Origin of the sequence: Pseudoalteromonas sp. SWYJZ98, from assembly GCF_015864495.1 — a bacterium.
GTDB classification, from domain to species: Bacteria; Pseudomonadota; Gammaproteobacteria; order Enterobacterales; family Alteromonadaceae; genus Pseudoalteromonas; species Pseudoalteromonas distincta.
The window spans coordinates 1-26,629 of the sequence record NZ_JADYXA010000045.1 but is presented as its reverse complement, the minus strand read 5'-3'; the positions used below and the strand labels follow the sequence as shown (position 1 = coordinate 26,629).

Annotated in this window: 24 protein-coding genes and 1 pseudogene; 20 read left to right on the top strand and 5 right to left on the bottom strand. The window is 39.4% G+C overall.

The annotated features are described in order from the left end of the window. Nucleotides 1-152: 152 nt before the first annotated feature. The 4 genes from gyrB to dnaA are packed head-to-tail and all read right to left on the bottom strand — an operon-like array spanning nucleotide 153 to nucleotide 6,201. Nucleotides 153-2,579, bottom strand: coding sequence for a DNA topoisomerase (ATP-hydrolyzing) subunit B (gene gyrB, locus I6F10_RS17525; protein ID WP_024597183.1), 2,427 nt, complete (start codon nucleotides 2,577-2,579; stop codon nucleotides 153-155). Between the two features lie 12 nt (nucleotides 2,580-2,591). After that, nucleotides 2,592-3,686, bottom strand: a complete 1,095-nt coding sequence (gene recF / locus I6F10_RS17520) for a DNA replication/repair protein RecF (protein ID WP_197099184.1) — start codon at nucleotides 3,684-3,686, stop codon at nucleotides 2,592-2,594. A 15-nt stretch (nucleotides 3,687-3,701) separates the two neighbouring features. Beyond that, the gene (gene dnaN / locus I6F10_RS17515) at nucleotides 3,702-4,805 is read right to left on the bottom strand and encodes a DNA polymerase III subunit beta (protein WP_197099183.1); all 1,104 of its coding nucleotides are present in this window, start codon (nucleotides 4,803-4,805) and stop codon (nucleotides 3,702-3,704) included. 13 nt (nucleotides 4,806-4,818) lie between these two features. Further along, entirely contained in the window at nucleotides 4,819-6,201 is a 1,383-nt protein-coding gene (dnaA, locus tag I6F10_RS17510) for a chromosomal replication initiator protein DnaA (protein WP_197099182.1), read from the bottom strand. Nucleotides 6,202-6,719: 518 nt separating this feature from the next. Here dnaA and rpmH point away from each other — a divergent pair. From rpmH to glmU, 20 genes are all read left to right on the top strand, one after another. Beyond that, nucleotides 6,720-6,854, top strand: coding sequence for a 50S ribosomal protein L34 (gene rpmH / locus I6F10_RS17505; RefSeq protein ID WP_004335215.1), 135 nt, complete (start codon nucleotides 6,720-6,722; stop codon nucleotides 6,852-6,854). A gap of 7 nt (nucleotides 6,855-6,861) precedes the next feature. Next, complete coding sequence (rnpA, locus tag I6F10_RS17500) at nucleotides 6,862-7,284, top strand: ribonuclease P protein component (RefSeq protein ID WP_004335217.1); 423 nt, start codon at nucleotides 6,862-6,864, stop codon at nucleotides 7,282-7,284. Nucleotides 7,285-7,413: 129 nt separating this feature from the next. Continuing rightward, nucleotides 7,414-7,689, top strand: coding sequence for a membrane protein insertion efficiency factor YidD (gene yidD / locus I6F10_RS17495; RefSeq protein WP_004335219.1), 276 nt, complete (start codon nucleotides 7,414-7,416; stop codon nucleotides 7,687-7,689). 8 nt (nucleotides 7,690-7,697) lie between these two features. Beyond that, nucleotides 7,698-9,335, top strand: coding sequence for a membrane protein insertase YidC (yidC, locus tag I6F10_RS17490; RefSeq protein WP_024597181.1), 1,638 nt, complete (start codon nucleotides 7,698-7,700; stop codon nucleotides 9,333-9,335). A gap of 134 nt (nucleotides 9,336-9,469) precedes the next feature. Then, nucleotides 9,470-10,834, top strand: coding sequence for a tRNA uridine-5-carboxymethylaminomethyl(34) synthesis GTPase MnmE (gene mnmE, locus I6F10_RS17485; protein ID WP_197099181.1), 1,365 nt, complete (start codon nucleotides 9,470-9,472; stop codon nucleotides 10,832-10,834). Nucleotides 10,835-11,896: 1,062 nt separating this feature from the next. Next, nucleotides 11,897-12,346, top strand: a complete 450-nt coding sequence (mioC, locus tag I6F10_RS17480) for an FMN-binding protein MioC (protein WP_024604761.1) — start codon at nucleotides 11,897-11,899, stop codon at nucleotides 12,344-12,346. Between the two features lie 428 nt (nucleotides 12,347-12,774). Then, a complete protein-coding gene (mnmG, locus tag I6F10_RS17475; RefSeq protein WP_004335230.1) occupies nucleotides 12,775-14,664 on the top strand; it encodes a tRNA uridine-5-carboxymethylaminomethyl(34) synthesis enzyme MnmG in 1,890 nt (629 codons plus the stop codon). Between the two features lie 15 nt (nucleotides 14,665-14,679). Then, complete coding sequence (gene rsmG, locus I6F10_RS17470) at nucleotides 14,680-15,300, top strand: 16S rRNA (guanine(527)-N(7))-methyltransferase RsmG (protein WP_039488568.1); 621 nt, start codon at nucleotides 14,680-14,682, stop codon at nucleotides 15,298-15,300. Between the two features lie 14 nt (nucleotides 15,301-15,314). After that, complete coding sequence (locus I6F10_RS17465) at nucleotides 15,315-16,100, top strand: ParA family protein (protein ID WP_004335235.1); 786 nt, start codon at nucleotides 15,315-15,317, stop codon at nucleotides 16,098-16,100. Between the two features lie 20 nt (nucleotides 16,101-16,120). After that, nucleotides 16,121-17,047, top strand: coding sequence for a ParB/RepB/Spo0J family partition protein (locus I6F10_RS17460; protein ID WP_039488567.1), 927 nt, complete (start codon nucleotides 16,121-16,123; stop codon nucleotides 17,045-17,047). Between the two features lie 142 nt (nucleotides 17,048-17,189). Further along, complete coding sequence (locus I6F10_RS17455; protein WP_165743949.1) at nucleotides 17,190-17,570, top strand: ATP synthase subunit I; 381 nt, start codon at nucleotides 17,190-17,192, stop codon at nucleotides 17,568-17,570. Nucleotides 17,571-17,584: 14 nt separating this feature from the next. Further along, on the top strand, nucleotides 17,585-18,442 hold the full coding sequence (atpB, locus tag I6F10_RS17450; RefSeq protein WP_024597178.1) for a F0F1 ATP synthase subunit A: 858 nt from the start codon (nucleotides 17,585-17,587) through the stop codon (nucleotides 18,440-18,442). Nucleotides 18,443-18,498: 56 nt separating this feature from the next. Beyond that, nucleotides 18,499-18,732: a F0F1 ATP synthase subunit C gene (gene atpE, locus I6F10_RS17445; RefSeq protein WP_004335261.1), complete on the top strand. Its 234-nt coding sequence runs from the start codon at nucleotides 18,499-18,501 to the stop codon at nucleotides 18,730-18,732. A 41-nt stretch (nucleotides 18,733-18,773) separates the two neighbouring features. Further along, nucleotides 18,774-19,244 carry a F0F1 ATP synthase subunit B gene (gene atpF / locus I6F10_RS17440; RefSeq protein WP_004335264.1) on the top strand — a complete coding sequence of 157 codons (471 nt, stop codon included), beginning with the start codon at nucleotides 18,774-18,776 and terminating at the stop codon, nucleotides 19,242-19,244. A gap of 16 nt (nucleotides 19,245-19,260) precedes the next feature. After that, nucleotides 19,261-19,794, top strand: coding sequence for a F0F1 ATP synthase subunit delta (atpH, locus tag I6F10_RS17435; protein WP_008134949.1), 534 nt, complete (start codon nucleotides 19,261-19,263; stop codon nucleotides 19,792-19,794). Between the two features lie 14 nt (nucleotides 19,795-19,808). Further along, nucleotides 19,809-21,350: a F0F1 ATP synthase subunit alpha gene (gene atpA, locus I6F10_RS17430; protein WP_004335270.1), complete on the top strand. Its 1,542-nt coding sequence runs from the start codon at nucleotides 19,809-19,811 to the stop codon at nucleotides 21,348-21,350. A 60-nt stretch (nucleotides 21,351-21,410) separates the two neighbouring features. Further along, a complete protein-coding gene (atpG, locus tag I6F10_RS17425; protein ID WP_024597176.1) occupies nucleotides 21,411-22,271 on the top strand; it encodes a F0F1 ATP synthase subunit gamma in 861 nt (286 codons plus the stop codon). A gap of 33 nt (nucleotides 22,272-22,304) precedes the next feature. Continuing rightward, nucleotides 22,305-23,690 carry a F0F1 ATP synthase subunit beta gene (gene atpD, locus I6F10_RS17420; protein WP_004335274.1) on the top strand — a complete coding sequence of 462 codons (1,386 nt, stop codon included), beginning with the start codon at nucleotides 22,305-22,307 and terminating at the stop codon, nucleotides 23,688-23,690. Between the two features lie 13 nt (nucleotides 23,691-23,703). Beyond that, on the top strand, nucleotides 23,704-24,126 hold the full coding sequence (locus I6F10_RS17415; protein ID WP_004335277.1) for a F0F1 ATP synthase subunit epsilon: 423 nt from the start codon (nucleotides 23,704-23,706) through the stop codon (nucleotides 24,124-24,126). A 304-nt stretch (nucleotides 24,127-24,430) separates the two neighbouring features. Further along, nucleotides 24,431-25,789 (top strand): bifunctional UDP-N-acetylglucosamine diphosphorylase/glucosamine-1-phosphate N-acetyltransferase GlmU, encoded by a 1,359-nt coding sequence (glmU, locus tag I6F10_RS17410; protein ID WP_165743950.1) that lies wholly within the window; start codon nucleotides 24,431-24,433, stop codon nucleotides 25,787-25,789. Nucleotides 25,790-25,817: 28 nt separating this feature from the next. Here the strand turns inward: glmU and I6F10_RS17405 are convergent. Next, nucleotides 25,818-26,510, bottom strand: a pseudogene (locus I6F10_RS17405) (LytR/AlgR family response regulator transcription factor); the annotation flags it as partial. Nucleotides 26,511-26,629: the final 119 nt, after the last annotated feature.

Below are 26,629 nucleotides of genomic sequence, written 5' to 3'. Positions count from 1 at the left end.
TGTTGCTTGCAGTGCTTGTTCTATATTCACAAAAAATCCGTAGTTAGTTTCCTAACTACGGATTTTGCATGATCGTTTGGATCGGTCAACCGGTCATTTTCTTAACTGATCGGCATTAGCCATTAGGCTCCTTTTCGGTGTAAGTAATATTTTTACACGTCTAGATTAACTACGCGTAGAGCGTTAGTTTCGATAAACTCTCTACGAGGCTCTACTTGATCACCCATTAAGGTGGCAAATAATTGATCCGCGCCAACAGCATCTTCAATCGTTACTTGTAACATACGACGAGCACTAGGATCCATTGTTGTTTCCCAAAGCTGGCTTGGGTTCATTTCACCCAGTCCTTTATAGCGTTGAATGTAGATCCCGCGCTTAGATTCTGTGATCAACCATTCCAAAGCATCCACAAAGTTATCAACAGGTTTTGTTTTCTCACCACGTTGAATATAAGCACCTTCTTTTAGGATGTTTGCAATGTTAGTACCAGTCACAGCAATGCGTTGGTAGTCACGTGATGCAATAAAGTCATAATGAAGTACATGTGCTTTATCAACACCGTGCTGACGAATATTCACAACCGGGTAATACATATTACGCTCAGCGTCAAACTCTGTGCCTGCATGGAAAATAGTTGCATCTTCATCACGTGCAATCAGGTCATCAACTAACTCTTTTGTCCAAGCAATTACTTTAGCTTCGTCAGAAAGGTCATCAGTTTTCAACTCTGTTTGGTAGATTAAGCGTTCCATTACCGTGTTAGGATATTTACGCTTTAAACGCTCAATAACTTTAACTGTATTTTGGTAATCGTGAACGACTTTCTCAAGCGCTTCACCTTCTAGCGCAGAAGCATCTGCACTTGGATATAAAGCAGCATTATTAAGTGCAAGCGACGTTAAGTATTCTACTAATGCAGGATCATCTTTAATATAACGCTCTTGCTTACCTTTTTTCACTTTATAAAGTGGTGGTTGAGCAATATAAATATAACCGCGTTCTACAATTTCAGGCATTTGACGATAGAAGAATGTTAGTAGTAACGTACGAATGTGAGAACCATCCACGTCCGCATCGGTCATGATGATGATACGGTGATAACGTAATTTCTCAGGGTTATATTCGTCACGACCAATACCACACCCTAATGCAGTAATTAGTGTTGCTACTTCTTGCGAAGATAACATTTTATCAAAACGTGCTTTTTCTACGTTTAATATTTTACCTTTAAGCGGAAGAATAGCTTGGTTTTTACGGTTACGTCCCTGCTTGGCTGATCCGCCAGCAGAGTCCCCTTCCACTATATATAGTTCAGATTGGGCTGGGTCTTTTTCTTGGCAATCAGCTAGCTTACCTGGTAAGCCTGCTAAGTCCATCGCACCTTTACGTCGTGTCATTTCACGGGCTTTACGCGCCGCTTCACGAGCACGTGAGGCATCAATAATCTTACCTACAACAATTTTGGCATCAGTTGGGTTTTCTAGTAAAAACTCAGTGAATTTTTCAGCCATTGCTTGTTCAACAGCAGATTTAACTTCACTTGATACTAGCTTGTCTTTAGTTTGCGATGAGAACTTAGGATCAGGAACTTTAACACTAACAACAGCCGTTAAGCCTTCACGGGCATCATCACCGGTAGCATTGCTGGTTGTTTTAGCTTTCTTGTTAAAGCCTTCTTTTTCCATGTAGTTATTAAGTGTACGTGTTAGCGCTGATCTAAAACCGGCTAAGTGAGTACCACCATCACGTTGTGGAATATTATTTGTGAAACAGTAAATGTTTTCTTGGTATGCATCATTCCACTGCATTGATACTTCAACACTAATACCATCTTCTTCACGTTCGTGAGTAAAATGGAACACACCTTTATGTATAGGTGTTTTATTACGGTTTAAGTATTCTACGAAAGCTTGAATACCGCCTTCATATTTAAAGTGGTCAGATTTATTTTCTTCACGCTCATCATTTAAGATGATGCTCACACCTGAGTTTAGGAATGAAAGCTCGCGTAAACGCTTAGCTAAAATGTCGTAATGAAAATCTAAATTTGTGAATGTTTCAGCGCTTGGCCAAAAACGTAATTCTGTACCAGTTGTTTCTGAGTCACCAATTACAGCTAAAGGTGCATCTGGAACACCCATAGTATAAAACTGCTCATGAAGCTTACCTTCACGACGAACAGTCAGTTTTAGTTTTTCTGAAAGTGCATTTACAACAGAAACACCAACACCATGTAAGCCACCCGATACTTTATAAGAGTTATCATCAAACTTACCACCGGCATGAAGTACCGTCATAATAACTTCGGCTGCAGATACGCCTTCTTCTTCATGGATAGAAGTTGGGATACCACGACCGTTATCTCGAACTGAGACAGAACCGTCTAAGTGAATCGTTACATAAATATCATCACAATGACCTGCTAAGGCTTCATCGATCGAGTTATCAACGACCTCAAACACCATGTGGTGTAAGCCTGTGCCATCATCGGTGTCCCCAATATACATTCCAGGACGCTTTCTTACTGCGTCTAATCCTTTAAGTACTTTAATACTCGACGAGTCATAATTCTCAGACATGGTTAATCCCACTTATCTTGTTATTAGGTTGCCATGTTTCACGTGGAACATTTGTAGTTCTCGTTGCATGGGTTCCACCACAGCAGAAATACTTTCAGATAAAATTGAAGAGATAAAAATTTGAGAACTGCAGTGAGCAAGTAATTGTCCCACTTTCTCTTTTGTATCTTCGCCTAATTCTGAAGGTAGATCATCTATTAGCAATATAGATTGCTTATCTGTCTCTGACTCAATTAAGCTATTTTGCGTAACTTTCAACGCATACAATAATAGCTTCAATTGACCGCGTGAGAATGTATTCTCCACACTGTTGCCAACGACACTAAAACTAAAATCGGCCTTATGAGGGCCTTTACTTGTAAACCCTTGGCGAGCATCTCGCTCAAAGTTTTGCTCTAACGCATCTGCAAGAGATTCAGTCTCTTTCCAGCCTGCGCTAAAGGTCATTTCTAAATCACGTACAAGCGTCAATTCTGCACACATTTTATCAAAAAATTGCTGCTTAAACCTACTTATATACACCAATCTTAATTTATTTATTTCTTCAGCCAGTCTAACAAATTCTTTGTCCCAAAACTTAATTTGGTCAAAATAATTCTTGGGCTTAGTTTTTAATAATGCATTACGTTGTTTAAGTACTTTATTAAATGATTGCCACAAAAAAAAGAACTCATGTTCCACGTGGAACAAACCTAAATCTAAAAACTTTCTGCGCTCTTTAGGTCCACCAAAAAACAAAGAATAACTCTCTGGTGTAATAATTTGTACAGGCATAAGTTGAGCTAGTTCTGATATCTTACGGCTCGCCTTACCTTGAATTTTTAAATTGGTCTCACCCGTTTGCGTTTTACTAATACCAATTGGAATTGATAAATCGTGTATTGTTTTACGCCCGTGAATTACAAATTGCTCTTGCTGGTGCGCAATAATACTTTTGTGTTTTGGAGTACGAAAAGATTTGCCATGAGAAAGGTAATATATAGCCTCTAAAAGGCTGGTTTTTCCGCTGCCATTTTCACCATAAATTATATTAACGCCGTTGACTGGTTCTAGCGTCAGCGCCTCAATATTACGAAAATATTTGAGGCTCAAATGACTTAAGCTCATTATGTATTTATAGTCTTATAAACGCATAGGCATAACAACGTACATTGCTTCTTCATCGCCTGCACCTTCAATTAATGCACTGCTGTTTGAGTCGGCTAATGTAAATAGTACGTCTTCTGTTTTTAATGTGTTTAGTACATCTAATACGTAAGACACGTTGAATCCTATTTCTAGGTCCGCGCCTTCGTAACTTACTTCAACAACTTCTTCAGCTTGTTCTTGCTCTGGGTTATTGGCAGTAATTTTTAATAAACCGTTTGATAGGTTTAAGCGTACACCACGAAATTTTTCATTCGATAAAATAGACACTCGTTGAAACGCATTTCGTAACCATTCTCGGTTAGCTGTAATTACTTTGTCACCACCACGTGGTAATACACGACGGTAATCAGGAAAGCGTCCATCAACTAGCTTACTTGTAAATGTAAACTCAATATCAATAATACGGATATGGTTAGCACCAAACTGAATTGTTACCAATTCATCGTCAGCTACCATAAGGCGCATAATTTCTTGCACACCTTTGCGAGGTATAATTAATTGACGTTGAGTGTTAAGCGATTGCGTTAATTGCTTTTGTGCAATAGCTAAACGGTGACCATCTGTCGCTATTGTTTTTATGTCTGTATTATCTACTTCAAACGACATACCATTTAAGTAATAACGTACGTCTTGATTCGCCATCGAAAAATGTGTGCTTTCGAGTAATTTACGAAGCTCTAAACGAGTTAGTTGAAATTCAACCTCACCATCCCACTGCTCTAAATTAGGAAAATCATCAGCTGATAAAGTCGTTAATGAAAAACGGCTTTTACCACTGGTTAAAAGTAATTGGTGCTCTTGCAAGCTTAAAGTAATGTCTGAACCATCTGGTAGACTTTTACAAATATCGAGTAACTTTTTAGCGGGTAACGTTAGTTTTGTATCGGCAATATCATCACCTACAAATACGCCAGAAACTAATTCAATTTCAAGGTCAGTACCCGTCATTGAAAGTTGTCCGTTTTCTACCACTAACAAAACGTTAGATAAGATTGGTAGCGTGTGTTTGCGCTCTATTGCACCCGACACTTGCACCAATGGCTTTAAAAATTGTTGTCTTGATATTGTTATTTGCATAATAAAGTCAGCCCTAAGATGACAATGTTCTTATTAAGTTTTGGTAATCTTCTTTAATTTCGTGGCTTTCGTCACGTAGTGATTTTATCTTACGACATGCGTGTAATACGGTCGTATGATCGCGTCCACCAAATGCGTCACCAATCTCAGGTAAGCTGTGATTAGTTAATTCTTTAGATAATGCCATGGCAACTTGGCGTGGCCTTGCTATAGAGCGGCTGCGGCGCTTAGACAATAGATCTGACACTCGAATTCGGTAGTACTCAGCAACGGTGCGCTGAATATTATCTATCGTAACCAGCTTATCTTGCAAGGCAAGTAAATCGCGTAGTGCTTCTTTTACAAAATCAATCGAAATTGGACGACCTGTAAAATTAGCATTAGCAATTACACGGTTAAGTGCGCCTTCTAGTTCACGTACATTTGAACGTAATTTTTTGGCGATAAAAAAGGCAACTTCATGTGGTAAGTTAATCTTACTTTGCTGTGCTTTTTTCATCAAAATAGCAACGCGAGTTTCAAGCTCTGGTGGCTCAATCGCGATTGTTAATCCCCAACCAAAACGTGATTTAAGACGGTCTTCGACCCCTTCAATCTCTTTTGGATAACGGTCAGAGGTTAAAATAATTTGTTGGTTGCCTTCAAGCAATGCATTAAAGGTATGAAAAAACTCTTCTTGTGAACGCTCTTTATTAGCAAAAAATTGAATATCATCAATCATTAATGCGTCAACACTGCGGTAATAACGCTTAAATTCTTCTATCGCATTATTTTGTAGTGCCTTTACCATATCTTGAACAAAGCGTTCTGAATGCATGTAAACAATTTTAGCATCTGGCTTGTTTGCCATAATACCGTTACCTACAGCATGTAATAAGTGAGTTTTACCTAAACCAGTACCACCGTAAATAAATACAGGGTTAAAAGCAGAGCCAGGATTATCGGCAACTTGAGTGGCCGCTGCTTTTGCTAATTGGTTTGACTTACCCTCAACAAAACTGTCAAAGGTATAATTTTCTTTAATGTTAGATTTGTAACCTGACTTAGGTGCAGGTTCAACAACAGGCTTTTGCTCACGAGGCTGTTGTTTTGTAGAAGCTTGTGGTGCTGATTGTGTTTCTATAATCGGTGCAGCTTGTGCGTTTAATAAAGGCTTACTACCTACATCAAAACGTAGCTTTGGTGCTTCAACACCACAAATTTCTACTAATAATTCGTTAATTCTATTTAGGTACTTTTCTCTTACCCAATCAAGCACAAAGCGATTAGGTGCATAAATCGTCAAGGTATCTTCGGTACTTTCTGCTTGTAGTGGTCTTACCCACATACTGAATTGCTGCGAAGGCAGCTCATCTTGCAATACATATAAACAACTTTGCCAAACCGACAGATACACAGTTAAACTCCCAGAGATATAATTTTTATTCCCGCACATCATTAATGATTATAAATCATACATTTATTGCGTTCAAATAGTCCAATAAGCGACCCAAGACCGCGTATTATGAAGGCACTTTATCCACAAGTAAAAGATTGATTTTTATAAAATTGTTGATATCGATGTATAAAATCACTAACAACCTGATTTAAAACAGTTTTTATTTTAGATCCGAAGAGAAGATCATAACAAAATAACACCAAGATCGCGAACCAAATTTACGATCCAATTTTCTTTTCCCCCGCTTTTATTCACTTTTTATACAGGGGCTGTGGAAAACTTCTTATTTATGATGATCCTATCAGATCGCTCTACATGATCTCTTTATGGACCATAAGTAGGCTATATACTGCGAACGTAATTATGATTGACTTTACGTTACTTACTCTATAATATCTCGCGCTCGCAATGGCACCTATGCCAGGATCGCGACCTGTATAGGATGTTTTAACTTTAACCGATCGGATGAGATTGTTATGAAAAGAACTTTTCAACCTAGCGTTTTAAAACGCAAACGTGCACACGGCTTCCGTGCTCGCATGGCAACTGTAAATGGCCGTAAAGTATTAGCACGTCGCCGCGCTAAAGGCCGCAAAGTTCTTTCTGCTTAATTTATAAGTGGAAGACTTTAGCTTTGGCAGGGAGTTACGTCTGTTAACTCCCTCGCATTACTCTCGCATATTTAATGAACCCGCTCGGGCTGCAACTCCTTTCTTTACTCTATTAGCTAAACCAAATGACCAAGAAAAACCTCGGTTAGGTCTTACTGTTGCTAAAAAACGCGTAAAAAAGGCATGCCAACGAAACCGTATTAAACGTCTCGCTCGCGAAAGTTTTCGTTTAAATCAACACAGCATCGATAATATTGATATTGTGCTTATGGTGAAAAGTGGTATTGATGAACAGTCTAATGAAGAATTAACCAAACAACTTACTAAATTATGGCGAAAAATTAACGAACGCTGTAAACCAGGTGCACCTAAACCGCCACCTTTTAAGAAACGCCCAAACAAATCAGCTAAATCTAATAAACAAACCTAATTGCAATAGAATTGCAGGGTTAATTAATGTATCTTTAGCTCACCTTTTAATCATGCATTTAAAATTTCTAATTGAGTCTTTAAATACATGATATCTATCTCACTAAACTTAAGTAGGGGCATAAACATCATGAGGTTAATTAAACCACTTGTTGCTTTTCCTAAGATTTGTTTAGTGTTATTTATCCGCGGTTATCAAAAGTGGATTAGCCCGCTGTTAGGTCCGCATTGTCGTTTTAATCCAAGCTGCTCACATTATGCAATTCAAGCAATTAATTTGCATGGATTTATAAAAGGTAGTTGGTTAGCTTTAAAACGCATATTAAAATGCCATCCTTTACATTCAGGTGGAGACGACCCCGTACCTGAAAAATTAACCCATATTAACCACCAACACGAGAAATAAGAGCTGTTATGGAATCGCAACGCACGTTTTTATTAATTGGCCTAATGCTAGTGTCGTTTTTATTGTTCCAAGAATGGGATAATGATTACAACAAGCCTAAAGCCGATCCAAGTGCCACAACACAAACACTACAAGCAAATTCACCAGAGTCGGATGATTATATTCCTTCATCGTCAGATTCAGGTTTACCCGCTTCAGCAACTTTAGCTAAACGTTCAGTTATTGAAATCACAACTGACGTTTTTAAAGTTAAAATTGACACCAAAGGCGGTGACATTGTTGAAACAGACCTTCTTCAATACGAAGAAACTAAAGGAAGTGAAACACCTTATATGCTTCTTGGTCAGCTTGATAGTGGCAAACAATACTTTTCACAAAGTGGCTTAATTGGCTTAAATGGCCCTGACGCGTCAGCTAACGGTCGCCCTACTTATAGTACCGAACAAAAATCATATACCTTAACGGGTGATGAGCTTCGCGTTCCACTTCAGTTTACTGATAGTAATGGTGTTAGTTTTACTAAAACATATGTATTCAAAAAAGGTCAGTATGACGTAGGCTTAGAATACAAAATTAACAACACTACCAGCGCACCTCTTCAAGTACAGCTGTACACGCAAATTAAGCGTACCGTACAAGAAAAAGGTAGCATGGTTGATCAAAACTATTTAGGTGCTGCATACGGTACTGACGAAGAACCATACGAAAAGTATAGTTTTTCAGATATGGCTGATAAAAACCTAAACAAAAACACGCAAGGTGGTTATGTTGCATTTATACAACATTACTTTGTAAGTGCTTGGGTTCCAATGCAGGATCAAACAAATACAATTTATAGCTTAATTACAAAAAGTAATGCCGCTATTATTGGTGCTAAAGATCCCGCTGTAAATATTCAAGCTGGTAGTGAGCAAACACTAACTGCTACTTATTATATGGGTCCGAAAGAGTCAGATATTCTTGAAGCAATTCACCCAGACTTAGACTTAACTGTAGATTACGGTTGGTTATGGTTTATTTCGCAACCTTTATTTGTATTGCTAAAATGGCTACATAGCATTTTAGGTAACTGGGGTGTAGCAATTATTGCCATCACTATTATCGTTAAATCGTTAATGTACCCACTTACTAAAGCGCAATACACTTCAATGGCAAAAATGCGTGCCCTACAGCCTAAAATGGCAGCTCTTAAAGAAAAGTTTGGTGACGACCGTCAAAAGTTCGGCCAAGCAACTATGGAAATGTACAAAAAAGAAAAAGTTAACCCAATGGGTGGCTGTTTCCCTATTTTGCTACAAATGCCAATTTTCTTAGCCTTGTTCTACGTATTCTTAGAGTCAACTGAACTTCGCCATGCTGAATTTATTTTTTGGTTAACAGACCTTTCTGCACAAGACCCGTACTACGTATTACCAATCTTATTTGGTGCGAGTATGTTTGTGACGCAAAAACTTCAGCCTATGACGGTAACTGATCCAATGCAGCAAAAAATGATGACCTTTATGCCGGTTATCTTCTCTGTATTCTTCTTATGGTTCCCATCGGGTTTAGTTCTTTACTGGTTAGTGTCTAACCTTATTTCTATTGTCCAGATGTTAATCATCTACCGTGGCATGGAAAAGAAAGGAATTAAAGTAAGAGGCTAACTAAGCTCCTACTTATATAAAGGCGACTTCGGTCGCCTTTTTTATTGCCTGTTTTTCACCAGAGTATTCGCGAGTGTTTATTTCATAGGTTACAATACCGCCATAAAGTTACTCATCGTTGGCAAATTAATAGCATGATCAATCAAGATACAATTGCAGCACAAGCAACTGCCCCCGGACGTGGTGGTGTTGGTATTATTCGCGTTTCAGGTAGCCTTGCTAAAAGTGTCGCCGAAAAAGTAGTAGGTAAAATTCCTAAAGTTCGCTACGCCGATTACGTGCCATTTAAAAGCCTAGCTGGCGAGCAACTTGACCAAGGTATTGCCATTTACTTTGCAGGTCCTAACTCATTTACTGGTGAAGACGTACTTGAATTACAAGGCCACGGCGGTCCTGTAGTACTTGATATGCTACTTAAAGAAATTAGTAAAATAGAGGGCGTTCGTTTAGCAAAGCCTGGTGAGTTTTCTGAGCGCGCATTTATGAATGACAAGCTTGATTTAACACAAGCAGAGGCCATCGCCGACTTAATTAATGCTACGAGCGAACAAGCTGCCAAAAGCGCCCTACAGTCTCTCCAAGGTGAATTTTCTAAACACATAGAAACGCTTGTAGAAAAAGTAATTCACTTACGTATGTATGTAGAAGCGGCAATAGATTTTCCAGATGAAGAAATTGATTTTTTATCAGACGGTAAAGTGTCAGGCGACTTAGACGCTATTATTACTCAGCTTAACACTGTAACCAACCAAGCCAAGCAAGGCAGCATCATGCGCGAAGGTATGCGTGTTGTTATTGCTGGTCGCCCAAATGCCGGTAAATCAAGCCTACTAAACGCCCTAGCCGGTCGTGAAGCTGCAATCGTAACAGAAATAGCCGGTACCACTCGCGACGTACTACGAGAGCATATACATATAGATGGTATGCCACTGCATATTATAGATACCGCAGGCCTACGAGAGAGCCCTGACCGCGTAGAACAAATAGGTATTGAACGGGCGTGGGATGAAATAAACCAAGCCGATCGCGTTTTATTTATGCTTGATGGCACTGACACTATAGATACTGACCCGCATAAAATTTGGCCTGAATTTATGGCCAAATTACCAGAAGGTATGGGGGTTACGGTCATCAGAAATAAAGCTGATTTATCGGGTGATATAGTCGGAATGGAGCAAGATCAACAATACCCGGTCATCAGCTTAAGTGCTAAAAATGCTGACGGTATTGAGCTTGTTCGCGAGCATTTAAAAGCCTGTATAGGCTTTCAAGGCGCAACAGAGGGTGGCTTTATGGCGCGCCGTCGTCATTTGGATGCGCTAGAGAGTGCTGCGTATCATTTAGAAACAGGTAAAACACAATTAGAAATGCACATTGCTGGTGAAATATTGGCTGAAGAACTGCGTTTAACACAGCAGTATTTAAACGAAATAACCGGTGAATTTACCTCAGACGACTTACTTGGCAAGATATTTAGCTCATTTTGTATTGGTAAATAAGCACCTTATTACAGATATATTTTTATTATAAGAGCACTTAGGTGCTCTTTTTTTATGTAAAATATTCACTATAAAATATGTATTTGTACCGTCAATCCCAGCCAGTTCTGCCAATAAAATCATACCCAAAGCGATAATTATTACCAGCCAGATTATGTAGATTAGACAGTGAAAAGAGCCTTTAAGTAAAGTATTAATAGCGCAAGTAGCACCCATTTTAAGGTCAAAACCGATACATATTTCAAACAAAAATACGTTTTAAAATAATTATCCTCCACACAAAAGTTAGTTATAAATAGCTTTTTTATAATTACCTAGCTCATAAAAACTGATGTTATTTGCTCAATTTAAGAGCTAAAACATGACGATCAGTACTCTAAAAAATCAACTTTATACAACATATGGACAGACGATCACTGCGGCTTTTTAATAAAAATGACTCGAGATTTGAGTGCATCAAACTTTTGATCTACTAATCCACCAGCAAAATACATAAAAAAAGCAGCTATAAATACGCATTAAATTAAATATATTGAGATCACTTATCCACAAAACCTAATTTTTAGCTCAAATAAATAGTAAATTGAGCCACCTCGCAGAGAAAAACCTAATGATCTATTAAAAATTATCTGTTTATAAGCTTATTTTTAATTAATTTCGTTAGATCAGCCCAATTAGATCATTTAATAAAATTATTTTCGATCTAAATTTAAGGTTATCAACAACCTTTATATCCACATTATGATCACCTTGTGCTTTTTATGCCTAGATTTATAATTAAGTCTTTCACTAAATAGTAATATCAATAACTTAGCGATTATTAAACAACCTAAAAGGTGTGTTTAAACAGAGCTTTCCCCACTGTTATCAACAACTTTATCAGAAGATTACATTTAAATATATTTTGTTAACCCCTATAATATCAACAACTTAATTAACCGCTTTCAAATAAGAATAAAATTAGCACAAAAATAGTTATACAAAAAAGCACTCTTAACTTTACTGTTACTCACACTCAGTTATCATAGGCAGCAATTAAAACCAATGTGATCACTAATATTCATGAGTTCAGTAAATCTTATTGTTGGCAGCCAAATGGGATCAGCCGAGTATGTTGCAGAGCAACTAAGCGACGCGCTTAATAACCTTGGTATTACTACACAACTACATGATCAACCTGAATTTAGCGATATTGATCAGCAAAATACCATTTGGTTAATTTGCACATCTACTTATGGTGCAGGTGATTATCCTGAAAACTTTATTAGCTTTGTTGAAGATGTGACTCAAGCTAATGATTTATCAGAATTAAAATACTCAGTAATCGCTTTAGGTGATACCAGTTATGACACTTACAACCAAGCTGGACGTAATATAGATGCCTTATTATCTCAAAAAGGCGCTATAAAAGTAGCAGAACGCTTAGAGCTTAATATTCTCGATGAAGCACTACCAGAAGACACAGCATTAGCATGGTTAGACTCTTGGATAACCAAAACAGGCTTAAAATAGATAGATCAAGTAAAAAGTTATATATAAAGTTACCCACAATTTACTAATAATTTAATAGATTTTGTGGATAAAGATTGAATAAACTGCTTTTTAAAGCATGCTTATCCATGGGATAAGATCCAACTGATTCAGCCCTGTGCATAAGGTGCCTTTTTGATCAGAGCTTATTTGCTGGATGATCCGATCATATTAACACTTTTAGATCTGATCTAATTTCATGTTTTAAATGAAGATCTAAACCTTATCAACAGAAAAGCTGATCAGTAGTAGTAATAGTAATAAAAGATCTCTTTAAAAGATCCTTTATATTATTAGAGATCACATACTTAGATCTTGCTCTTTGTTTAATCATTTATCTTCTGCCAATTTCTAGGTAGAATACGCTCCCTTTTGAAGTTTACCGGTTTGATTTAAGTAGGATCCCATTAATGATTTTTCACGAAAATTTTGACGTTATCGTAGTAGGTGGTGGACATGCTGGCACTGAAGCCGCATTAGCAGCTGCCCGTATGGGGATGAATACCCTGCTACTGACTCACAATATGGATACCCTTGGTCAAATGTCTTGTAACCCAGCGATTGGTGGGATTGGCAAAGGTCATTTGGTAAAAGAAATTGATGCGCTTGGCGGTGCAATGGCACAGGCCATTGACAAAGGCGGGATCCAATTTCGCACACTAAACTCTTCAAAAGGACCTGCTGTTCGTGCAACTCGAGCACAAGCAGATCGCGCTTTGTACAAAGCAGCTATTCAAACAACATTACAAAATCAAGATAACCTTAAGATTTTTCAACAATCATGTGATGATCTTATTGTTGAAAACGATCGTGTTACTGGCGTAGTAACTCAAATGGGTTTACGTTTTAGTGCTCCAAGTGTTGTTTTAACCGTGGGTACTTTTTTAGGTGGCCAAATACACATTGGTTTAGAAAATTACAAAGGCGGTCGTGCTGGTGATCCACCATCAATTGCATTGGCTGAACGTTTACGCGAACACCCTTTTAGAGTGGATCGCTTAAAAACAGGTACTCCGCCACGTATTGATGCACGTACTGTTGATTTTACAAAAATGGAAGCACAGCCTGGTGATATGCCAACACCTGTATTTTCATTTATGGGTAAACAATCAGATCACCCACAACAAATACCGTGTTACATCACTTACACCAACGAAAAAACACATGATGTTATTCGTAAAAACCTACATCGCTCACCTATGTACTCAGGTGTTATTGAAGGTATTGGTCCACGCTACTGCCCATCAATTGAAGATAAAATTGTACGTTTTGCGGATAAAGATAAGCACCAAATATTTGTTGAACCTGAAGGCTTAACATCATACGAATTATATCCAAATGGTATTTCTACTAGTTTACCGTTTGATGTACAACTTGAGATTGTGCAATCTATTTCTGGTTTTGAAAATGCACATATTTGTCGACCAGGCTATGCAATAGAATATGACTACTTTGATCCACGTGATTTAAAACAGTCTTTAGAAACAAAATTTATCGAAGGCTTATTTTTCGCGGGTCAAATTAACGGCACTACCGGTTATGAAGAAGCGGGTGCACAAGGCTTAATTGCAGGTATGAATGCTGCGTTAAAAGTGCAAGGTAAAGATTCTTGGACGCCACGTCGCGATGAAGCTTACGTGGGTGTATTAATCGACGACTTAGCAACACTGGGTACGAAAGAACCGTACCGCATGTTTACTAGCCGTGCCGAATACCGTTTACTACTTCGTGAAGATAATGCAGATATTCGCTTAACTGAAAAAGGCCGTGAGCTGGGTTTAGTTAATGACGAACGTTGGCAGGCATTTAACGAAAAAATGGAAGTAATTGAGAAAGAAAAACAACGCATTAAAGATACGTGGATTCATAAAGATCACGTCGTTGTTGATCAAGTAAATGCATTACTAAAAACACCATTAACTCGTGAAGCAAGTTTAGAAGAATTACTTCGTCGTCCAGAGATTCGTTATAACGATCTTATGGCTATTGACGGTTTAGGATCTGAATTTACAAACGTAGCAGCACTTGAACAAGTTGAGATCCATACTAAGTACGCAGGCTATATTGCGCGTCAACAGGATGAGATCAATAAGCAGCTTCGTCATGAGCAAACAATTTTACCAAAAGAGTTTGATTACAAAACTGTATCAGGTTTATCAAATGAGGTTGTTGCTAAGCTTATTGAGTCACGTCCAGACACTATTGGCCAAGCATCGCGTATTTCTGGTATCACCCCAGCGGCGATTTCGCTATTATTAGTGTATCTGAAGAAGCAAGGCTTATTACGCAAATCTGCGTAACGATAAGGGTACATAGTGTTACAGCAACAATTAACTACATTGTTAGCGCAAACTGATATTGCGCTAACACAAAAACAACAGCAACAGCTAGTTCGTTACGTCGAGTTATTAGATAAGTGGAATAAAGCTTATAATTTAACTTCGGTACGCTTACCTGAAGAAATGATGATTAAGCATATTATGGATAGTTTAGTTGTTGCACCTCACTTACCCGGTCATCATTATATTGATGTTGGCACAGGGCCTGGCCTTCCGGGCATTGTATTAGCGATTGCATTACCTAACACACAATTTGTGTTACTAGATAGTCTAGGTAAACGCGTTCGCTTTTTAATGCATGTTAAACATGAGCTTGGCCTTGATAACGTAACACCTGTTCAGTCAAGAGTTGAAGAATATCAGCCAAGTGTTAAATTAGATGGCGTACTCAGTCGTGCATTTGCTTCATTACAAGATATGGTTGACTGGTGTTCGCACTTAATTGATCATTCGGGTAAATTTATAGCGCTTAAAGGTGTGTTCCCTAGTGAAGAGCTAGAGTCATTACCTACTGGCGTTAAGTTTGAGCAAAAAATTGCATTAGAAGTACCTAAGTTAGATGCACAACGACATTTAATTATTCTTTCTAAAGACTAGGGATCAGAGACACCGTGGCAAAAGTCATCGCATTAGCAAATCAAAAAGGTGGAGTGGGTAAAACTACAACCGCTGTAAACCTCGCTGCGTCTATGGCTGCAACGAAACGTAAAGTGCTGTTAATTGATCTCGATCCGCAAGGCAATGCGACTATGGGAAGTGGCGTAGATAAGTACGGCGACGTACCAACTATTTACGACTTACTCATTGAAGATAAACCTATAGAAGACGTTATTATCAAAGAAACGTCTGGCGAATACCATATGATTGCTGCAAACGGTGATGTAACCGCTGCAGAAGTTAAATTGATGGAATTATTTGCCCGTGAAGTGCGTTTACGTAACGCACTTGAAAAAATTCAGGATCAGTACGAATTTATTTTTATCGACTGTCCACCCTCTTTAAATATGTTAACTGTTAACGCAATGGCCGCAGCTGATTCTATTTTAGTGCCAATGCAGTGTGAGTATTATGCACTTGAAGGTTTAACCGCATTAATGGATACGATTACGCAGCTTGCTAAGTTAGTAAACCCTAGCTTACAAATTGAAGGCATACTTCGTACTATGTACGATCCGCGTAACCGTTTAGCGAATGACGTATCAGAACAATTAAAACAACATTTTGGCGACAAAGTATACCGTACGGTGATCCCGCGTAATGTTCGTTTAGCAGAGGCACCTAGTTTTGGTACACCTGCTATGTATTATGACCGGGCATCAAGTGGCGCTAAAGCATATTTAGCACTCGCTGGTGAAATGTTACGTAGAAAAGAAAAAACAGCGTCCGTTGTCGCCTAACTTTGAGGTAAAAAAATAACATGTCTGCTAAAAAACGAGGTTTAGGCCGAGGACTCGATGCACTTTTAAGTTCGTCAAAGCCTACACCGAGCGCAAGCAAGGAACAAGACACATCAAACGTGACTGAAGCTGTAAAAAATGCGGCTGGGCCAAATAACAGTGAATTACAAAAACTCCCAATCGAGTTTTTACACTCTGGTAAATATCAACCTCGTAAAGACATGTCCGAAGAGGCACTAGAAGAGCTTGCTAGTTCTATTCGCTCACAAGGTATTATTCAACCTATAGTCGTGCGCCCTATTGCACAAAATAGTTTTGAAATTATCGCCGGTGAGCGTCGTTGGCGTGCAGCGCAAATAGCTAAGCTTGAAACAGTACCTTGTATTATTAAAGACGTACCAGATGAAGCTGCAGTTGCTATTGCGCTAATAGAAAATATTCAACGTGAAGATTTAAATGCTATGGAAGAAGCGGTTGCGTTAAATCGCTTACTTAATGAATTTGAACTAACACATCAACAAGTAGCAGATGCGGTTGGCAAATCACGCACTACAGTAACTAACTTACTTCGTTTAAATAATTTAAACAGTGATGTAAAAATTCTGTTAGAACATGGCGACATTGAAATGGGGCACGCTCGTTGTTTATTAGCCCTTGAGGGAGAAGCACAATCAGATGCTGCTCGTTTAGCTGTCGCTAAAGCACTAACCGTTCGTGAAACCGAGAAGTTAGTTCGTTCAATTTTAGAACCAGTGCCAGCTAAAGAAATAGCTGAAAAAGATCCAGATGTTAAACAGTTAGAGCAGCAACTCGCTGAAAACCTAGGTGCCAAAGTAGAAATAAATTACAACAAAAAAGGCAAAGGTAAGCTTGTTATTTCTTATACTAATTTGGACGAACTTGACGGCATTTTAAATCGCATTAATCAAGACAATACCCACCATTAGTTTTCTACATGTCTAAAAAGGGACATTTGTAGCTATTTCGTGTTACAAAGCGTCTACTCAAGTTGCAAAACTGGCAGGATTAAGTATAATTTCGCCAGTTTTCACACCCTAACAATTAGAACGCAATAAAGGTTAACTAAACGTGACTGATAAGTTAGCGAGTCCATATCGACTTGCCGTATTAAAGTTAATTTGCCTTCAGGGTGTTGTAGCATTAGTTACTGCTGTAATTATTTGTTTTAGTTCGGGAGTCAATGCCGCGCTTTCATCACTCGCTGGTGGAGTTGTCGCAGTACTTCCGCACTTTGTATTTGGTCTTTATGCATTCCGACATATGGGTGCAAGTCGAGCAAATCAAGCGTATGCCTCGTTGAAACGCGGCAACGGATTAAAATTTATGCTAACAATTGTATTGTTTGCGCTAGTACTGAAGCATTTTCCGGTAATTTTATTACCCTTTTTTAGTACTTATATACTGGCGCTCTTTACTGGATTGTTCGCACCCGTTTTTTTTAAACATTAACTTTGGGATATAACATGGCAGCAGAAGAAGTTACTCTATCTGGCCATATCCAGCACCATTTGACCAATGCTAAGATGTGTTCGACCGATACAGGTCTCGCCTTCAATAAAGCATGTACGGATAGTGGTTTCTGGACATGGCATATAGATACCCTCGCATGGTCTATCGGTTTAGGTCTTATATTTTTATGGATCTTTCGTAGTGCCGCTAAAAAATCAACACTAGGTGTACCTGGAAAATTTCAATGTTTCATTGAAATGGTAGTAGAGTTTGTTGGTGACAACGTACGTGATACTTTCCATGGTAAAAGCAAGCTTATTGCACCATTAGCATTAACAATATTCGTTTGGATATTTTTAATGAACTTAATGGATTTAATACCGGTTGACTTTTTACCTGCATTAGCTGGTTTTGTTGGTGAAACTGCGTTTGGTATGGATTCACACGATGTGTACATGAAAATTGTACCAACGACTGACATTAATATGACTGCAGCGCTAGCACTGGGTGTATTTATTTTAATGATAGGCTACTCAATTAAAATAAAAGGCATCGGTGGTTTTATTAAAGAGCTAACACTTCACCCGTTTAGTTCAAATAATACTGCACTACAAATCCTTTTAATCCCGTTTAACTTATTACTTGAACTGATTGCGCTGGTTTCTAAACCGTTTTCATTAGCGCTACGTTTGTTTGGTAACTTATATGCAGGTGAATTGATTTTCATCTTGATCGGCGCTATCGGATTTATGCAATTACCATTGCATTTTGTTTGGGCTGTATTCCACATCTTAGTAATTGTATTGCAAGCATTCGTATTTATGATGCTAACAATCGTATACCTAAGTATGGCAAGCTCAGATAATCACTAATTTTTACAACCTTTAATATTTAACTTTAATTTACAATTGAAACTTTGGAGAAAAAAATGGAACTAGTATTAGGTCTTAAGTATATCGCAGTAGCTTTACTAATCGGCTTTGGTGCAATCGGCACAGCAATCGGTTTTGGTAACATGGGCGGTAAATTCCTTGAAGCATGTGCGCGTCAACCTGAGCTTGCACCTTCGCTACAAGTTAAGATGTTTATTCTTGCTGGTCTAATCGATGCTGTAGCAATGATTGGTGTTGGTATCGCTATGGTATTGTTGTTCGTACTTTAATTTTATTTTTTGAACAGCTTACTATTTAAGGAGGAGCGGTTGTGAACTTAAACGCCACTCTTATCGGTGAATTGATTGCGTTTACGGTGTTCGTATTATTTTGTATGAAATACGTATGGCCACCACTAAACGGTGCAATTGAAGCTCGCCAGAAAAAAATCGAAGATGGTTTAGCTGCCTCTGATAGAGCCGAAAAAGACTTAGAACTTGCGCAAAAGAAAGCTGCTGAACAGCTTAAAGATGCAAAAGCTCAAGCGGCTGATATCATTGATCAAGCTAAAAAGCGTGCAGTGCTAATTGTTGACGAAGAAACACTTCGTGGTCAGCAAGAGCGTGAAAGTATCATTGCTCAAGGGCACTCTGAAGTTGAGTCTGAACGTAATCGCATAACAGAAGAGCTACGTAAGCAAGTAGCAACTCTGGCAGTGATTGGTGCAGAACGTATTTTAGAGCGTGAAATTAATCAAGCCGCACATAGTGACATCGTTGAAAAACTTGTCGCTGAGCTGTAATTAGGAGGGTATGAGCATGTCTAATTTGACTACTATCGCTCGCCCATACGCTAAAGCGGCTTTTGAACTTGCCGTTGAGAAAGGCACCCTAGAAAGCTGGAATGATATGTTGTTCTTTGCAGGCCACGTAGCCAGCAATGAACAAGCATCATCTGCTTTAGCAGGTATGCCTACAGCTACTGCACAAGCTGAATTATTTATTCAACTTTGTGCTGAGCAGCTCAACGAACAAGGTCAGAACCTAGTTAAGGTGATGGCTGAAAATGGACGTTTGACAGCTCTACCTGACGTTGCTGAGTTATTTGCTGAATTTAAAGCACAATACGATAAAGAAATCGAAGTAGATGTGATTTCTGCAACTCCTCTTGTTGCTGCGCAACAAGAGTCATTGGTAGCGGCACTTGAAAAACGTTTCGCACGCAAAGTTAAGCTGAATTGTAGTGAAGACGCGTCAGTGGTTGGTGGACTTATTATTAGGTCTGGCGACACTGTAATCGACGGTACTATTCGCGGTAAATTAAGCCGCTTAGCTACAACACTACAATCGTAATTGGGAAAAAGAGCATGCAACTTAATTCCACTGAAATTTCAGATCTGATCAAACAACGTATTGAGAAGTTCGAAGTTGTAAGTGAAGCTCGTAACGAAGGTACTATTGTATCTGTTACTGACGGTATCATCCGCATCCACGGTCTTGCTGACTGTATGCAAGGTGAAATGATTGAGCTTCCTGGCAGCCGTTATGCTATCGCACTAAACCTTGAGCGCGACTCAATTGGTGCAGTAGTAATGGGTCCGTACGCTGACCTTACTGAAGGCGTAAAAGTATATACAACTGGTCGTATTTTAGAAGTTCCTGTTGGTCCTGGTCTACTTGGTCGTGTTGTAAACACACTAGGTGCTCCAATCGATGGTAAAGGCGCTTTAGATAACGACGGGTTTGAACCTGTAGAAAAAATTGCACCAGGTGTAATCGAGCGTAAATCAGTAGATGAGCCAGTTCAAACTGGTTATAAATCTATCGATGCGATGATTCCAGTTGGTCGTGGTCAACGTGAACTTATCATCGGTGACCGTCAAACAGGTAAAACTGCACTAGCAATCGATGCAATCATCAATCAAAAAGACACAGGCGTTAAGTGTGTGTACGTTGCGATTGGTCAAAAAGCATCTACTATTGCAAACGTAGTTCGTAAATTAGAAGAGCATGGTGCATTAGCAAATACTATCGTAGTTGTTGCATCTGCTTCTGAATCTGCGGCACTTCAGTACTTAGCACCGTTCGCGGGCTGTACTATGGGTGAATACTTCCGTGACCGTGGTGAAAACGCATTAATCGTATATGATGATTTGTCTAAGCAAGCAGTAGCTTACCGTCAAATTTCATTACTACTTAAGCGTCCACCAGGCCGTGAAGCATACCCAGGTGACGTATTCTACCTTCACTCTCGTCTTTTAGAGCGTGCATCGCGTGTAAACGCAGATTACGTTGAAAAGTTCACTAATGGTGAAGTGAAAGGTAAAACTGGTTCATTGACGGCATTGCCAATCATTGAAACTCAAGGCGGCGACGTTTCTGCGTTCGTACCGACTAACGTTATCTCTATCACCGATGGTCAGATCTTCTTAGAAACTGACTTATTCAACTCAGGTATCCGTCCGGCAGTAAATGCTGGTATCTCGGTATCGCGTGTTGGTGGTGCTGCACAAACTAAAATCGTTAAGAAACTAGGTGGCGGTATTCGTCTAGCCCTAGCTCAGTACCGTGAATTAGCTGCGTTCTCGCAGTTCGCGTCTGACCTTGATGATGCTACTCGTGCTCAACTTGAGCATGGTGAGCGTGTAACAGAGCTAATGAAGCAGAAACAGTACGCGCCAATGTCTGTTGCTGAAATGTCTTTGTCGTTATTTGCTGCTGAAAAAGGCTTCCTTCAAGACATCGAAATCGCGAAAATCGGTGACTTTGAAGCAGCTTTACTTTCTTATGCAACTAGCACATACGCAGAGCTTGTGGCTCAAATCAATGAAACTGGTAACTTGAATGCCGAGATCGAAGCGCAGCTTAAAGAACTTCTTACGAAGTTCAAGTCTACGCAAACTTGGTAATTTAGTTATTAATGGTGCGCTTTAGGAAACTAAAGCACACCTTGATTCGGAGAGAGAGTCATGGCCAGCGGAAAAGAGATTAAAAGCAAGATCGGGAGTATTAAAAATACTCAAAAGATCACTAGCGCAATGGAAATGGTTGCTGCGTCTAAAATGAAAAGGGCGCAAGAACGCGTTGCTTCAAGCCGTCCATACGCTAATAAATTACGTGAAGTAATTGGTCGTGTTGCTCAAGCAAATCTTGATTTTACTCACCCGTTCTTAAAAGAACGTGAAGTGAAACGAGTTGGTTATATTGTTATCTCTACAGACCGTGGTCTGTGTGGCGGTTTAAACTCAAACGAGTTTAAGAAAGTTGCACTTGATGTTAAAGCGTGGAAAGAGAAAGGTGTTGATGCTGAATTTGCTACTTTAGGTAGTAAGGCAGCAGGCTTCTTTCAACGTTTTGGTGGTCAACTACTCGCTAAAAAAGCGGGCCTAGGAGATAAACCTTCAGTACAAGACGTTATTGGTCCTGTAAAAATTATGCTTGATGCATTTTCTGAAGGCAAAATAGACCGTTTATTCTTGGTATATAACAAATTCGTTAATACCATGAAGCAAGAGCCAATTATAGATCAGTTACTCCCTTTGCCAAAAGCTGAAGAAGAAGTATCTGCTCACACATGGGATTACTTATACGAGCCAAACCCAGAGGCTATTTTAGAGTCTTTGTTAGTACGCTTTATTGAGTCTCAAGCATACCAAGGTGTGGTAGAAAATGCTGCCTCAGAACAGGCTGCTCGTATGGTTGCAATGAAAGCTGCAACTGATAACGCAGGTGACCTTATGGACGAGCTACAGCTTGTTTATAACAAGGCTCGCCAAGCAGCAATCACACAAGAAATTAGTGAGATTTGTTCTGGCTCAGCAGCAGTTTAATGCTTCGGGTAAAGATTAACGAGAGGAATAGACATGAGTTTAGGTAAGGTCGTCCAAATTATCGGCGCCGTTGTGGATATTGAATTTCCACAAGATAGCGTGCCAGCGGTATACCACGCACTAAGAGTAACAGATGGCGATTTAGCTGGTTTGACTTTAGAAGTTCAACAACAGCTAGGTGGCGGTGTAGTGCGTACTATCGCTATGGGTACTACTGATGGTTTACGCCGTAGTGCTTTAGTTATGAATACAGGTGAATCGATTCAAGTTCCAGTTGGTAAAGCAACACTTGGTCGTATCATGAACGTACTTGGTGAGCCAATCGATGAAGCGGGTCCAATCGGCGAAGAAGACCGTATGTCTATTCACCGTGCAGCGCCTTCATACGAAGAGCAATCAAGTTCAGTTGAGCTTTTAGAAACTGGTATCAAGGTTATCGACCTTGTATGTCCGTTTGCTAAAGGTGGTAAAGTTGGTTTATTCGGTGGTGCCGGTGTTGGTAAAACTGTAAACATGATGGAACTTATCCGTAACATCGCAATCGAGCACAGCGGCTACTCAGTATTCGCAGGTGTTGGTGAGCGTACGCGTGAGGGTAACGATTTCTACCATGAGATGAACGATTCAAACGTACTTGATAAAGTATCGCTTGTATACGGTCAGATGAACGAGCCTCCAGGTAACCGTTTACGCGTAGCGTTAACAGGTCTTACTATGGCTGAAAAGTTCCGTGATGAAGGTCGCGATGTACTTTTCTTCGTAGATAATATCTACCGTTATACACTTGCTGGTACTGAAGTATCTGCACTTCTTGGTCGTATGCCATCAGCGGTAGGTTACCAGCCTACACTTGCTGAAGAAATGGGTGTGCTTCAAGAGCGTATCGCTTCAACTAAGACTGGTTCAATTACATCAATCCAAGCGGTATACGTACCTGCGGATGATTTAACAGATCCATCTCCAGCAACTACCTTTGCTCACTTAGACGCAACAGTAGTACTTTCACGTGATATCGCATCACTTGGTATCTACCCAGCGGTAGACCCACTTGATTCATCTTCACGTCAACTTGACCCACAAGTAATTGGTCAAGAGCACTACGATACAGCACGTGGCGTTCAAACAGTTCTTCAGCGTTACAAAGAACTTAAAGACATCATTGCAATCCTAGGTATGGACGAGCTTTCTGACGAAGATAAGCAACTTGTATCTCGTGCACGTAAAATCCAACGTTTCCTATCTCAGCCATTCTTCGTGGCAGAGGTGTTTACAGGCGCGTCTGGTAAATACGTATCACTGAAAGATACAATTGCTGGCTTCAAAGGCATTTTAAACGGCGAGTTTGATGAGCTTCCAGAGCAAGCGTTTTACATGGTTGGCTCTATCGAAGAAGCTCAAGAAAAAGCCAAAGGCATGTAACTAGGAGGGTAGTATGACAGCTATGACTGTACATCTTGACGTAGTAAGCGCAGAGCAGAGCTTGTTCTCTGGTCTTGTTGAATCGATTCAAGTATCTGGTAGTGAAGGCGAGCTGGGTGTAAACCTAGGTCATGCTCCACTACTAACTGCCCTTAAACCTGGTATGGTACGTTTAGTTAAGCAATATGGTCACGAAGATGTGTTATATGTTGCTGGCGGTACATTAGAAGTTCAACCAAATCACATCACGATTCTTGCAGATACTGCGGTTCGTGGTGAAGATTTAGATGAAGATTCTGTACAAAAAGCTAAACGTGAAGCTGAAGAACATATGGCGAATTCGTCAGCTGTTGAGTTTGATTATCAACAAGCGGCTACGCGACTGGCAGAAGCAGTTGCTCAGTTACGCGTAATTCAGCAATTACGTCACAAGTAAGCCTATCCGGTTTTGAAAAGCCCACTTTATGTGGGCTTTTTTGTGTCTGTAATTTAAACATGGTGTATCGCTTATTTATAATTGTTAAATAACAGGTCTATCAGACTATTATCTGTGCTTTATCACTTATATCCTTCACCAATCCTCGCTACAATAACGTCATCCAATTAAGTGTGTTTTTCAGTCAAGATTCAGTACGAATAAACTAACCTACTGAGTATCTGCATAAAAAGTGATTTACGTAATCTTCTGCACAAACATAATACTTATTTAGCTAAAACAACGGAAAAAGGAAATTGTTTTAATGGCTCTAACAACTGTTATTCTTGCTGCGGGTAAAGGTACTCGTATGCGCTCTGCTCTACCTAAAGTTTTGCACAATGTTGCAGGTAAACCAATGGTACAGCACGTTATTGATAATGCGATGGCAATAGGTGCAACGACTACAAACTTAGTTTACGGACACGGCGGCGATCTATTACAACAACAACTTGCCGATAACGATGTAAATTGGGTACTTCAAGCAGAACAACTCGGTACTGGCCACGCAGTAGCGCAAGCCAACTCTCATATTAACGATGAAGACACAGTATTGATTTTATACGGCGATGTACCGCTAACAAAACAATCAACTCTAGAGCGTTTATTAGCTGCAACACCTAAAAATGGTTTAGCGGTATTAACGGTAAATTTGGTAAACCCAAATGGCTACGGTCGAATGCTTCGTGTTGGTGGTAAGTTGGTCGGTATTGTTGAGCAAAAAGATGCAAGCTCAGAGCAGTTACTTATTAACGAAGTAAATACAGGCATTATGGCTGTTAACGGTAAGCTATTAAAAACATGGTTAGGTAACTTATCTAACAATAATGCACAAGGCGAGTACTACTTAACAGATATCGTTGCAATGGCGCACAGTGAAGGCGTAGAGATCACTTCAGCGCAACCAGATCATGCAATGGAAGTTGAAGGCGCAAATAACCGTGTACAACTTGCAGGATTAGAGCGCGCTTACCAAGCATGGCAAGCAGAAGAGTTAATGTTAAATGGCGCAACACTTGCCGACCCTGCTCGTATTGATGTTCGCGGAAATGTTAAAACAGGCGAAGACGTATTAGTTGATATAAACGTTATCTTTGAAGGTGATGTAACCCTTGGTAACAATGTACAAATTGGCCCTAACTGTGTACTTAAAAACTGTACCATAGGCGATAACGTGGTAATAAAAGCTAATACCTTAATTGAAGATGCAAGCGTAGCTGCTAAATGTACGCTGGGCCCTTATGCTCGCCTTCGCCCTGGCGCTGTTATGGAAGAAGACTCGCACATTGGTAACTTTGTTGAGATGAAAAAAACCCGTTTAGGCAAAGGCTCAAAAGCCAACCACTTAAGTTATTTAGGTGATGCTGAAATTGGCGAAAAAGTGAATATTGGCGCTGGCACTATTACCTGCAACTACGATGGTGTTAATAAATCAAAAACTATTATTGGCGATAATGCTTTTATTGGCTCTAATTCATCACTCGTTGCCCCAGTAAATATAGGCGCAACTGCAACAATTGGTGCAGGCTCTGTGATCACCAGTACCGTTGAAGATGACCAATTAGCAATAGCACGCTCTAAACAGCGTAATTTAACGGGTTGGAAACGCCCAGTTAAAAAATAACAATTAGAGGCTACTTAGGTAGCCTTTTTTATTTTAGTTGAAGTTTAAATTGCTCTTTATAGCGTCTAGATAGGTTTAGTACTTTACCTGTAGTTAATTTTATTTCACTGTCGCCACTGGATAGTGGTGTAATAGACTCCACTTTATCGAGTTTTACGCCATGGCTGCGGTGAATTCTACAAAACCCCTGCACTTCAAGTTGTTTACTTAATGCTGTAAGCGTTGCCCTTAACTGATATATACGTGAGCCTATATGTAGGTTTACATAATTACCCGACGATTCAAGCCAATCAACATCCTCTATTTTTATAATGAATTCTTTTCCGAGCTTTTTAACTAATAGGCGGTTTATGGTCGATGTTGTTTGCTGCTCACTTTCTTCAATTGAAGAGGCTTCACCTAGTAACTGCTGCACCACATATTGATATACTTTGATAAGTACGATGAAAAACACAAAGCTTATAGCGTCTTTCTGGTATTCATAAATAAGCTCAAACCAGCTAAGTCCAAAGTTGTAAGACCCATCATTCAACAAATATATGAATTTACGAACCCCTACCATAATACCAACGTGTAACACGCTAAATATAATAGAGGCAGCAAAGTACATACCTAATGAGGCCGTAATATTTTGCCAATTAAAAGATAAGTGTCTTAAAAACCAAATTAAAATAGGGAATATAAGCAAAGTACTCAAGGCACTTGAATACTCCCAAACAAAGGTAGTGTTTAGAAATCTGTGTCATTTCAGTATTATTAAGAAAACAGGAGTGACACATGACTCAATCTTTCGATTTCAACAAAGCATTAGCTGAACTTCAGGCTGGTAAAGGTCTTACT

What these genes read in the sequence shown, in the direction of transcription:
- yidC (WP_024597181.1), top strand. Translation starts at nt 7,698, where the DNA reads ATGGAATCGCAACGCACGTTTTTATTAATTGGCCTAATGCTAGTGTCG.
- gyrB (WP_024597183.1), bottom strand. Translation starts at nt 2,579, where the DNA reads ATGTCTGAGAATTATGACTCGTCGAGTATTAAAGTACTTAAAGGATTA.
- atpD (WP_004335274.1), top strand. Translation starts at nt 22,305, where the DNA reads ATGAGTTTAGGTAAGGTCGTCCAAATTATCGGCGCCGTTGTGGATATT.
- atpB (WP_024597178.1), top strand. Translation starts at nt 17,585, where the DNA reads ATGGCAGCAGAAGAAGTTACTCTATCTGGCCATATCCAGCACCATTTG.
- rpmH (WP_004335215.1), top strand. Translation starts at nt 6,720, where the DNA reads ATGAAAAGAACTTTTCAACCTAGCGTTTTAAAACGCAAACGTGCACAC.
- atpH (WP_008134949.1), top strand. Translation starts at nt 19,261, where the DNA reads ATGTCTAATTTGACTACTATCGCTCGCCCATACGCTAAAGCGGCTTTT.
- recF (WP_197099184.1), bottom strand. Translation starts at nt 3,686, where the DNA reads ATGAGCTTAAGTCATTTGAGCCTCAAATATTTTCGTAATATTGAGGCG.
- mnmE (WP_197099181.1), top strand. Translation starts at nt 9,470, where the DNA reads ATGATCAATCAAGATACAATTGCAGCACAAGCAACTGCCCCCGGACGT.
- atpG (WP_024597176.1), top strand. Translation starts at nt 21,411, where the DNA reads ATGGCCAGCGGAAAAGAGATTAAAAGCAAGATCGGGAGTATTAAAAAT.
- yidD (WP_004335219.1), top strand. Translation starts at nt 7,414, where the DNA reads ATGAGGTTAATTAAACCACTTGTTGCTTTTCCTAAGATTTGTTTAGTG.
- atpE (WP_004335261.1), top strand. Translation starts at nt 18,499, where the DNA reads ATGGAACTAGTATTAGGTCTTAAGTATATCGCAGTAGCTTTACTAATC.
- mioC (WP_024604761.1), top strand. Translation starts at nt 11,897, where the DNA reads ATGAGTTCAGTAAATCTTATTGTTGGCAGCCAAATGGGATCAGCCGAG.
- dnaN (WP_197099183.1), bottom strand. Translation starts at nt 4,805, where the DNA reads ATGCAAATAACAATATCAAGACAACAATTTTTAAAGCCATTGGTGCAA.
- glmU (WP_165743950.1), top strand. Translation starts at nt 24,431, where the DNA reads ATGGCTCTAACAACTGTTATTCTTGCTGCGGGTAAAGGTACTCGTATG.
- atpA (WP_004335270.1), top strand. Translation starts at nt 19,809, where the DNA reads ATGCAACTTAATTCCACTGAAATTTCAGATCTGATCAAACAACGTATT.
- I6F10_RS17415 (WP_004335277.1), top strand. Translation starts at nt 23,704, where the DNA reads ATGACAGCTATGACTGTACATCTTGACGTAGTAAGCGCAGAGCAGAGC.
- I6F10_RS17460 (WP_039488567.1), top strand. Translation starts at nt 16,121, where the DNA reads ATGTCTGCTAAAAAACGAGGTTTAGGCCGAGGACTCGATGCACTTTTA.
- mnmG (WP_004335230.1), top strand. Translation starts at nt 12,775, where the DNA reads ATGATTTTTCACGAAAATTTTGACGTTATCGTAGTAGGTGGTGGACAT.